The organism is Micromonospora sp. NPDC049257 (assembly GCF_040678915.1).
GTDB classification, from domain to species: Bacteria; Actinomycetota; Actinomycetes; order Mycobacteriales; family Micromonosporaceae; genus Micromonospora; species Micromonospora antibiotica.
Genome location: NZ_JBFAQU010000006.1, coordinates 267,758 through 278,352 on the forward strand (window position 1 = coordinate 267,758; position 10,595 = coordinate 278,352).

The 10,595-nt window shown below is 67.9% G+C and carries 7 protein-coding genes and 1 CRISPR repeat array; all 7 genes read left to right on the forward strand.

All coding sequences use genetic code 11. From position 1 onward, the window contains the following. Window positions 1-577: 577 nt before the first annotated feature. The 7 genes from cas3 to cas2 all read left to right on the forward strand — a co-directional run bounded on the left by cas3 (window position 578) and on the right by cas2 (window position 8,967). The gene (gene cas3, locus AB0K25_RS13000) at window positions 578-2,869 is read left to right on the forward strand and encodes a CRISPR-associated helicase Cas3' (RefSeq protein WP_363820237.1); all 2,292 of its coding nucleotides are present in this window, start codon (window positions 578-580) and stop codon (window positions 2,867-2,869) included. A 731-nt stretch (window positions 2,870-3,600) separates the two neighbouring features. Next, window positions 3,601-4,290, forward strand: coding sequence for a type I-C CRISPR-associated protein Cas5c (gene cas5c, locus AB0K25_RS13005; protein WP_363820240.1), 690 nt, complete (start codon window positions 3,601-3,603; stop codon window positions 4,288-4,290). After that, window positions 4,290-6,116: a type I-C CRISPR-associated protein Cas8c/Csd1 gene (cas8c, locus tag AB0K25_RS13010; protein WP_363820199.1), complete on the forward strand. Its 1,827-nt coding sequence runs from the start codon at window positions 4,290-4,292 to the stop codon at window positions 6,114-6,116. The genes cas5c and cas8c overlap by 1 nt, the downstream gene beginning before the upstream one ends. Then, complete coding sequence (gene cas7c, locus AB0K25_RS13015) at window positions 6,113-7,003, forward strand: type I-C CRISPR-associated protein Cas7/Csd2 (RefSeq protein ID WP_363820201.1); 891 nt, start codon at window positions 6,113-6,115, stop codon at window positions 7,001-7,003. The genes cas8c and cas7c overlap by 4 nt, the downstream gene beginning before the upstream one ends. Next, window positions 7,000-7,653 (forward strand): CRISPR-associated protein Cas4, encoded by a 654-nt coding sequence (gene cas4 / locus AB0K25_RS13020; RefSeq protein ID WP_363820204.1) that lies wholly within the window; start codon window positions 7,000-7,002, stop codon window positions 7,651-7,653. The genes cas7c and cas4 overlap by 4 nt, the downstream gene beginning before the upstream one ends. Beyond that, entirely contained in the window at window positions 7,646-8,674 is a 1,029-nt protein-coding gene (gene cas1c, locus AB0K25_RS13025) for a type I-C CRISPR-associated endonuclease Cas1c (protein WP_363820207.1), read from the forward strand. Before cas4 ends, cas1c begins: the two co-directional genes overlap by 8 nt. Further along, window positions 8,659-8,967, forward strand: coding sequence for a CRISPR-associated endonuclease Cas2 (gene cas2 / locus AB0K25_RS13030; RefSeq protein WP_363820210.1), 309 nt, complete (start codon window positions 8,659-8,661; stop codon window positions 8,965-8,967). Before cas1c ends, cas2 begins: the two co-directional genes overlap by 16 nt. 126 nt (window positions 8,968-9,093) lie before the next feature. Beyond that, a CRISPR array of direct repeats spans window positions 9,094-10,537; the repeat unit is 37 nt; unit sequence GCTGCGCCCGGCCACCGCGCCGGGCGAGGATCGCAAC. Window positions 10,538-10,595: the final 58 nt, after the last annotated feature.

Genomic DNA, 10,595 nt, shown 5'->3' on the forward strand with positions numbered 1-10,595 from the left:
CGTCGGGCGAGGATCGCAACTACTCCGACCTCGGGCGGGCCCTGGCCAACTCCGGCGCTGCGCCCGGCCACCGCGTCGGGCGAGGATCGCAACATTGACTACGTGACGGAGAACGGGCCGACCCTGCTGGGGCTGCGCCCGGCCATCGCGTCGGGCGAGGATCGCAACGTCCCCGCCGACCGAGTAGCGGAACGGGTTCGACGTGGCTGCGCCCGGCCTCGCGCCGGGCGAGGATCGTAACCATGACACCGACTTGGCCTACGGGTAGGGCTGCTGCGCTGCCCCCGGCGACCACGCCGGCGAGGATCGTAACAAGACCCGGCAGTACGAGAGGGACGGGCAGACCCGGTTACGCCCGGCCGCTGTGCCGGGCGAGGATCGAGTATTCGCCGCCCTGGCCATTACAGCCTGACCGTTCGGCTGTGCCTGGCCATCGCGTCAGTGGCGGATCGCTACCATGTAGCGCGATCCGCCACTGACCTGCGGCATTGGGACGTGTTGGAGCCGTATCAAATGGATCTCTGCGTTTATTGCGTCGCTTAGTTGGACTGGCCCCGCTTGCGTGGCGGGCATCGTAATGATCTTTTGTGGGGGTCTGATCGTGTCTGGTAAGGGTACTCTTTGGGCGCATAGTCCGGCTGATGGCTCTGGCCGGTGGCATTCTCTGGCAGAGCATCTTCATGGCACGGCAGGGTTGGCGCGACGCTTTGCTGCTCCGTTTGGTGGTGGTGAGGTGGCGTACTGGCTTGGTGCGTTGCATGATGTGGGCAAGGCGTCTTGTGCCTGGCAGGGCAAGCTTGCTGCGGTTGCGTCCACTGGTGGGGTGGTGGGCATCGATCACAAGTCTCTGGGCACGAGGATCGCGCAGGAGCGCGGGCTTGGCCTATTCGCTGGTGCGATTTTCGGTCATCATGGTGGACTCGTCGATACGCCTACGCTTCGCGCAATGTTGCGGCAGAGGCTTGCCGCCTGGTCCGGGGAGGTGATGTCTGCTGAGCGGGAGTTGGCTGGGCTGCTGCCTGATCTACCAGAAGACCTCGGTTCCCTGGTGCCTAAGGGTTGGCGGGGAGATCCGCTGGTGGGGGAGATGGCGTTGCGTCTGTGCTACAGCGCCTTGGTCGACGCGGACAGCCTGGACACTGGCGCCCACTTTCAGGGGTTGACCGGCCCTCTGGTCCGTGCGGATGCCAATTTCGGTCATCTCTACAAGGTGTTCGAGCAGCGGCGTCGTGAGGAACTCTCAGGGCGCGGTGACTCGCCGGTCGCTGGCCTACGGGAGCGGGTCTATGCGGATTGTCTGGCGGCGGCTGAACGTGAGCCTGGGATGTTCCGCCTCGGTGCCCCGACCGGTGCTGGTAAGACGCTCGCGAGTGGGGGGTTCGCGCTGCGGCATGCGGAGAAGCATGGGTTGCGTCGGGTAATCGTGGCGGTTCCGTTCCTGACCATCACCGAGCAGAATGCCGCCGTCTATCGTCGGTTGTTGGATGAGGACGGTGGTGAGCCGGTCGTGCTGGAGCACCACAGTCAGGCTGATTTCGATGATCCGGATGCCGGTCGGTGGGCACGGCTGGCTGCGGAGAACTGGGACGCGCCGTTTGTTGTCACTACCTTCGTCCGGCTGTTCGAGTCGTTGTACGCGCGTAAGCCGTCGGCGATGCGTCGGGTTCATCGCCTGGCGAACTCGGTGATCGTGTTGGACGAGGTGCAGGCGTTGCCGCATGCGATGCTCGCGCCGATCCTCGATGGTCTTCGCCTTCTCGTGCGGCACTTCGGGACGACGGTGCTGTTGTCCTCGGCGACGCAGCCGAGTTTCTGGGCGCTGGATGAGTTCAAGGACGTACCGTGCACGGATCTGATCCACGACACTCCGCGTCTGGTCAGTGAGCTACGGAGGGTGCGGTACGAGTGGCAGCTCGACCCGCAGCCGACGCTGGCTGACGTCGCCGACCAGGCCATGGGTGAACGATCGGCGTTGGTGGTGGTCAACACGACGGCGGACGCGAAGACGGTGTTCGAGCGGTGGAGTGACAGCGAGCCTGAGAGGGCGGCGTGGCACCTGTCGACCCGGATGTGTCCGGATCATCGACGGCGGGTACTGGCGCAGGTGCGCACGCGACTCGACCGGGGTGAGCGTGTCCTGCTGGTGGCTACCCAGCTGATCGAGGCCGGGGTGGACGTCGACTTCCCGGTGGTGTTCCGGGCGATGGCGCCAGCGGACTCGCTGCTGCAGGCAGCCGGGCGGGCCAACCGCGAGGGACGGATGGCCCACGGTGGTCGGGTGGTCGTCTTCGCGCCGCAGGACGGCGGGCAACCACCCACGTACAAGACGCTGGTCGGCTGTACCGGGCGTCAGTTCGGCCCGCAGAAGGCAGACCCGGACGATGTCGAGGCGCTCGGACGCTACTACCGCAACGTGTACGACATGCTTAATCTTGCGGACCGCCAGCACATCGGGCAACGCATCCAGCAAGCCCGACAACGCTGGGAGTTCGAGTCCGTAGCAGACGGTCCAATGAACGCGGAAACCAAACAGCGGGATCGGAAGCTGGCGTTCAGGATGATCGATGACGACGCTGTGAACGTGGTGACGCCCCAGGGGGCCGAGACGCCCGAACTGCGCGGAGAACTGGAACAGCTCATCGTCGACCTACGCCATGCACCGATCCGGGAGTTGGCAAAGCTGCGCCGCTTGCAGCCGTTCACGACGAACCTCCACCCCAGCGCCCTACGCCAAACCGGTGTGATGGCGCTACTGCGGCCGATTCTCGGCACCGAGGTACGGCGAGGTGCGCTGGTCGAGTGGATCGGCGAGTACGACCCCGCTACGGGGATCAACCTCGACCCGAACCTGGAGCAGTTCGTCTTCTGACGGTGGTGAGGCCACCAGGTGAGCGCGCAGCGCGCTCACCTGGTAACCGCATCAATTTATGATCTTGTGCAGCCCTCCCGCCGCGATCAGGCTGGCAACCATGCCGGTGGGCAAACTCTCGGTGGTGCCGATCATGATGCCGATCGCCACGCTCAGTGCCAATATCACTACCCAACGCAAAGGAAGCGGGGAGGGGGTGTGGGACTCTTGCCCCTCGTCGGGTGGCCTGTAGGCGCGGCGTTGCCTTACTGTCATCTGGTTCCCTTCGGTCTCACGGATGGCGGGGGAGCTGGGCGGTCCGCTGTTGGCGCAGCGGACCGTCGTGTTTGGAGGGACGGTGCCCGCCCAGCCGGGATCTTTATACCCCACCGCAACGCGTGCTCCTACACCCAAGGAAGTTTGGTAGCGTCTCAGAGTCGCCTGCAAGGCAGGTGACCTGCAGCGCTTTGGCGCTGAGAATCGCAACCTTGGGTGGATGTTGATGGGGATTGACTACGTCCGACTTGGACTTTGCAGTCCATGTCGGACGGAGTCCCGCCCCTTGGCGCCGGTCTAGTCGGATTCTTGTCAGTCCTTCCTGGAGTGGGACCGGCGTGGTGTCGCCGATCCAGTCGCACTGGTCGTGGATCGTCGCACTCGCTGTGCGAGAGAGCCTCCGATTCTGTGGTGGTCTCTCTTCGTTCACGTGTTCGACGAGCTGTCGTGGGAGGGGCTGTGTGGTGACGACGGATGTGGTCAACGGGGTGACTCTGCGGCGTAGCCCGGAGGGTGATCTTCCGGTGGTGGTGCAGGTCAGTGGTGAGGCGGCGTTGTTCTCGCGGCCGGAGCTGAAGGTGGAGCGGGTCAGCTATCCGGTGATGACGCCGTCTGCTGCGGTAGGGGTGCTCGAATCGATCTTCTGGAAGCCGGAGATGCGGTACCAGGTGGTGGCGATCGAGGTGCTCAAGCCGGTGCGGCAGTTCACGATCCGGCGGAACGAAACCTCGGATGTCGCCCCGTTGGCGGAGGCGCTCAAGGGCACCCGCCGGGTCGACACGGCGGCGCACCGTGATCAGCGCAATGCGGTGTGCCTGCGCGATGTCGCCTACCGGATCCATGCCCACATCGAGCTGGCGGCGCATGCCGACAAGTCGGTCGCGGCGTACCGGGATCAGTTGCGTCGACGGGTCCGTAAGGGTGCCTGCTTCCAGCAGCCCTATCTCGGTACGCGCGAGTTCAGCGCGGAGTTCGGCTGGCCGGATGACACGCCCCGGGCGGATGTCAACGAGGAGATCGGCATCATGCTGCATTCCATCCACCGCGACGGTCAGACAGCCCAGCCGCGGATGGAGTGGTTCGCCGCTCGGGTGGTCGCCGGGGTGTTGTCCGTGCCGGAACGGGGGATAGAGCTGGCACTTCCGGTGGAAGGGCCGGTGCTCTAGTGCTGTTGCAGCGGCTGGTGGAGTTCGCCGACACCAGCGAGGACGTCATCCCGCCGTTCTACTCCCGCAAGCCGGTGCGGTGGAGCCTGGAGATCGACACCGACGGCGTTCCCCAGGGCGGCCTGGTCGACACGGCGAACAAGGACGACCCGAACTCCCGATTCGGTGCGCCCCGGCTGGTGCCGGCGGTGACCCGGACCGTCGGGATCTCACCCGCGCTCGCGGTCGACACGGGGGAGTACCTCTTCGGCTGGCTGTCCGAAGGTGCCAAACCGGAACGGGTCGCCAAGCAGCACACCGCCTTCCGGGCCCTGATCGCCGACTGGGCGGCAGCCGAACCAGACGGACCTGCTCCGGCCATCGCCGCCTTCTACCGCGACGGGCACACCGACAAGGTTCTACCGCCGGCCGATTGGAGCAGGGGAGACCTGGTCAGCTTCTGGGTCGACGGGGTCTACGCGGCGGACGCTGTCCCGGCGCAGCGCTTCTGGGCCGGGGTCGCCGGCGATCGGAAGGGCTCCGGACGCACCGGGCTGTGTCTGGTCTGCGGGCGGGTGCAGCCACTGCTCCACACGATTCCCCAGCAGATTCCTCGACGATGGGTGCCCGGAGCCACCCAGAACGCTTCGCTGGTCAGCATGAACGAGGCCACCCACGGCTACGAGTTGCAGAAGTTCCTGACCCACACCCCGATCTGCGCCGACTGTGGACTGAAGTTCATGACCGCGCTGACAGCACTGCTGTCCGATCCGCGGCACAGCACCAGCCTGTCCGGGCAGAACGCCCGGCTCGCCTGGTGGGTGCTGGGCGGGTCGACCTTCGACCCGTGGGCGACCGTCGAGCAGTTGGACCCCAGCCACATCCAGCACCTGATCGCAGGGCCGGCGAGCGGCGCGGAAGCCTCCCTCGACGAGGTGTCCCGGTACTGCGCGGTGACAGTGGGCGGCAACGTCGCCCGCGTCGTCGTCCGGGACTGGGTCGAGCAGCCGATCTCCCGGGTCAAGGACAACATCCGGGCCTGGTTCGACGACCACCGGATCGTGGATGCCTGGACTGGTGAGGTGGCCACCATCAAGGTTTCCCAACTCGCCCGGGTGGCGGGGCGGTTCGAGGCCGGCCGCAACGGAGCACCCGGTTCCTGGACCAAGTTCGGTGCGTCCGGAGAGCACCGCCCACCTGATCTGTTCCACCGGCTGCTCAGCGCCGCGCTGCTCAAGCGACCGCTGCCGCCGAAGCTGCTCAACCACGTCATCAACCGCATCCGGATCGATGGCCGACTCGACCCCGGCCGCGCGGCGCTGATCCGGCTCGCCCTGCGCCGTCACCCGACCCTGCCCGAGCATGAACGAGAGAGGCTGACGCCGACCTTGAACGTCGCCCACCAACAGCCGGCCTACGTGTCCGGCCGCATCTTCGCCGTCATGGACGACCTGCAACGCACCGTGTTCCGGGTCGCCGACCAGAAGCTGAACACCACGTTCGCCGAACGCTACTTCGGCCGCGCCATCGACAACCCGCAGGTCGTCATCGTCTCCGGCCGCCGCAACGTACAGGCATGGCTCAAACGCCTCCGTGGCCCGCTGCGCCGGCCCGGCTGGTCGGACGCCTACGAGCGGCGACTCGACGACCTGTTCGTCCAACTCGCCGTGATCCCCAGCGCTGCAGTGCTGACGGACAAGGCCCAGTTCATCCTCGGCTACCACCAGCAGCGGGCCGAGATGCGGGCCGAACGACTCGCCGCCGCCGCGAACAAGAAGAAGACCGACCTGCCCCCGGAGCCCGACGACGTGGCACCGACTGCCGACGACGAAGGAGACGACGCATGAGCGCCGCACACCTCGACCCGACCCGCCGCCACGACGCCGTCCTGCTGTTCGACGTCAGCGACGGCAACCCCAACGGCGACCCGGACGCCGGCAACCAGCCCCGCACCGACGACGAGAGCGGCCAGGGCCTCGTCACCGACGTGGCTATCAAACGCAAGATCCGTGACACCGTGTCGCTGCTGCGTGGCGACGACCCGCGCTACGGCATCTTCGTCGAAGCCGGCCACGCCCTGAACACCCGGATCGACGGCGCGTTCGCCGCCAACCCGCCGAAGATCAGTAACAAGCCCACCCCGGCGGAGAGCGCTGCCGCCCAGCAGTGGCTCTGCCAGCACTACTTCGACATCCGCATGTTCGGCGCGGTGCTCAGCACCGGCAAGAGCGGCGGCGCCGGGCAGGTCCGCGGCCCGCTCCAGCTCACCTTCGCTCGCAGCATCGATCCGATCCTTCCCACCGACCACACCATCACCCGGGTCACCCAGACCCGCCAGGACGACATCGACAAAGGTGAGCGCACCGAGATCGGCTCCAAGTGGACCGTCCCGTACGGCCTCTACCGCGCCCACCTGTTCTACTCCGCACCCCGCGCCGCGAAGACCGGCGTCACCAGCGACGACCTCGCCGCGCTGTGGCAGGCCGTCACCGTCATGTTCGACCACGACCGGGCCGCCAGCCGCGGCGAGATGAAGCTCTGCGGGCTGTACGTGTTCAGCCACCCCGACGCCTTCGGAGCCGCACCCTCGGCCGCCCTCACCCAGCGGATCACGGTCAAGCGCAAGGACGACGACAAGGCTGCCCGCGCCCACACCGACTACGCCCGCAGCATCGACGAGTCGGGGCTGCCCGGCGGCATCGAGCTGACCAAGCTGGTCGACCTCTGGCCGTGACCCACGACCACCCCACGGACAGCGGCACCCCCGACCTGCGGGAGGTGCCGCTGTCCGCGCTGGAGCACTACGCCTACTGCCACCGGCAGACCGCCCTCATCCACGTCGAAGGCGTCTGGACCGAAAACGTCGAGACGGTACGCGGCGACCTGAGCCACACCACCGTCGACCTACCCGGCATCCAACGCCGCCGAGGCCTCACCACCATCCGGTCACTCCCGGTATGGAGCCACACCCACGGCCTACGCGGCATCTGCGACGTCGTCGAGTTCGAGAAGAACACCGCCACACCCGTCGAATACAAGGTCGGACGCTACAAACCCGGCGGCCCCGCCGAACTACAACTCGGCGGACAGGCCCTCTGCCTCCTCGAAGCCGGCTTCGACGTACCCACCGGATACATCTACTCCGTCGCCGAACGCCGCCGACACCCCGTACCCATCGACCATGACCTCCTCGAACGGGTCATCGCCGCCACCACAGCCGTACGCCGGCTGCTGCACACCCCGACGCTGCCGACGGCACGCAACGACGCCCGCTGCCGGCGATGCTCCCTACGCGAGGACTGCCTCCCCGAACTGACCGACGGCCAACGGCAGACCCCACCCGACCTGTTGACCCCACGACCATTGGGACAGTGGCGTGACTGAACTCCTCAACACCCTCTACGTCCAGACCCCCGGCACCAGCCTGCGCCTCGACGGCGACACCGTGCGCATCTACCACCCCGAACAACCCGGACGCCACCTGCTACCCCTCGTCCGACTCGACCACCTGGTCCTGTTCAGCGGCGTCACCCCCACCGACGACCTGCTCCTGCGCTGCGCCGACGACGGCCGCTCCGTCAGCTGGCTCACCGGCAGCGGACGATTCCGCGCCGGACTGGTCGGCCCCACCCACGGCAACCCACTGCTACGCCAAGCCCAACACCGCGCCGCCGACTCACCGGAACGCCAACTCCCCATCGCGATCGCCCTCGTCGCCGGCAAAATCCACAACGCGCGACAAGTGCTGCTCCGCACCGCCCGGGACACCAGCGGCCACCGACAGACCGCACTACGCGCCACCGCCGAACTCCTCGCCCGACGACTCGAACTCCTCACCACCGCCACCAGCACCAACGAAATCCTCGGCGTCGAAGGCATCGCCGCACGCGACTACTTCGCCGCCATGCCCTACCTCCTCGGCGACAACACCGACTGGAAGGCATCCGGCCGCAACAAACGACCACCCACCGACCCTCTGAACTGCCTACTCTCCTTCCTCTACGGCATGCTGCGCGTCGCCGTGCAGGGTGCACTCGAACAGGTCGGACTCGACCCCTACATCGGCTACCTCCACGCCGTCCGACCCGGCAAACCCGCACTCGCCCTCGACCTGATGGAAGAGTTCCGCCCCCTCCTGGCAGACCGCCTCGCCCTCACCATGCTCAACAGACGCGAACTGACCCCCACCGACTTCGAAGAACTACCAAACAAGGCCTACCGACTCACCGACAACGGACGCAAAACTGTGCTGGCCGCCTGGCAACAGAGCCGACAACGCGACTGGCCGCACGCCCAACTCGGCCGCCAGGTCCCCGCCGCGCTGCTCCCCCTCGTGCAAGCCCGACTACTCGCCCGCCACCTTCGCGGAGACACGGTCGCCTACCAGCCGTGGACGGTGAACTGAACGTGGACCTGCTCGTCACCTACGACGTCGAAACGGTCACCCCACAGGGACAACGCCGACTCCGCAAAGTCGCCAAGATCTGCGAAGGGTACGGACACCGCGTACAGAAATCGGTCTTCGAAGTAGTCTGCCGCGACACCGACAAGGTCCGCTTCGTCGCCGCCCTCCATGACGCCATCGACCCCACCCAGGACAGCATCCGCATCTACCACCTACCAGCCCACGCCCTCGACGACGTCGAACACCTCGGCAAACCACGACCAATCGACCCACGCGGAGCCCTAGTGATCTAGGAACCCCCAGTGGACACGAGAAACGCGGAGGGTTCCGAGGTGATAAACCTGGATCAGATAAACAAAACGGACTGCGAGCAAGTCGATGAAGGATCGCCTGATCGCTATATTCGCTGCTCGTGAACCGCTGCGCCCGGCCACCGCGCCGGGCGAGGATCGCAACGATTGCTCGGGGCTGATGCAGTGGATTTTCGGCAAGGCTGCGCCCGGCCACCGCGCCGGGCGAGGATCGCAACAGGCGGGCCTGCACCTGGTCCCACTGCGGACCGGTCGCTGCGCCCGGCCACCGCGCCGGGCGAGGATCGCAACCTCGCCCGCCCGGTCGACCAACTCACCGACGATGACCGCTGCGCCCGGCCACCGCGCCGGGCGAGGATCGCAACTTGATGACCGAAGCGGCAAGCCAGGGCCGGTAGAAGCTGCGCCCGGCCACCGCGCCGGGCGAGGATCGCAACCTGGCGGATGTGGTCGCGGACGACGACCGCCCCCGCGTGCTGCGCCCGGCCACCGCGCCGGGCGAGGATCGCAACTCCTGCCGGCCGTGAGCGTCACGCCGACGACCGGCCGCTGCGCCCGGCCACCGCGCCGGGCGAGGATCGCAACCCTTCTCGCCGAAGCTGGCCGGGTGGTGGCGGGTCCGGGCTGCGCCCGGCCACCGCGCCGGGCGAGGATCGCAACGCTGCGGTGCCGGAGGTCGTGGTACGGAACTGCTGTCGGGCTGCGCCCGGCCACCGCGCCGGGCGAGGATCGCAACACCGTTGCCCACACCCCCCGCAAGCTGGACCGCGAGTGCTGCGCCCGGCCACCGCGCCGGGCGAGGATCGCAACCTCGCCCAGCTCACGAACGGCGGCGGCGGCCGGCATGCTGCGCCCGGCCACCGCGCCGGGCGAGGATCGCAACAGGGTAGGGCCGGAAGCCGCCCGTGCAGTGGATGCGGGCTGCGCCCGGCCACCGCGCCGGGCGAGGATCGCAACACGGATGTCGTCGTCGCATTCCATGATCCGGATGCCGCTGCGCCCGGCCACCGCGCCGGGCGAGGATCGCAACGGCACATCCGACGCCCACGACGACGGCACCCGCTCCAGCTGCGCCCGGCCACCGCGCCGGGCGAGGATCGCAACTCAGGTCGAGGATGTCGATGGGCCCGCCGGGCACCACTGCTGCGCCCGGCCACCGCGCCGGGCGAGGATCGCAACGTCCCGACCGATGCCGCGCGCCGCGCGTCGGACATCATCGCTGCGCCCGGCCACCGCGCCGGGCGAGGATCGCAACCCGTTGGACCTGCGGGTGGGCGGTGAGCAGGTCACCACGCTGCGCCCGGCCACCGCGCCGGGCGAGGATCGCAACTCGATGTCGGCGAGCATCGCATAGAACGCCGGGAGGGGCTGCGCCCGGCCACCGCGCCGGGCGAGGATCGCAACCCGGCCGGTAAGGGCGCGACTGTCGACGTCCGTATCGCTGCGCCCGGCCACCGCGCCGGGCGAGGATCGCAACGGCTTCGGTCAGCGAGACGACCGTCTCGGCGACGTCGTGCTGCGCCCGGCCACCGCGCCGGGCGAGGATCGCAACCCGGCCGGTAAGGGCGCGACTGTCGACGTCCGTATCGCTGCGCCCGGCCACCGCGCCG

Excerpts from the sequence above, each read along its gene's own strand:
- cas7c (WP_363820201.1), top strand. The coding sequence starts at position 6,113 with ATGAGCGCCGCACACCTCGACCCGACCCGCCGCCACGACGCCGTCCTG.
- cas3 (WP_363820237.1), top strand. The coding sequence starts at position 578 with ATGATCTTTTGTGGGGGTCTGATCGTGTCTGGTAAGGGTACTCTTTGG.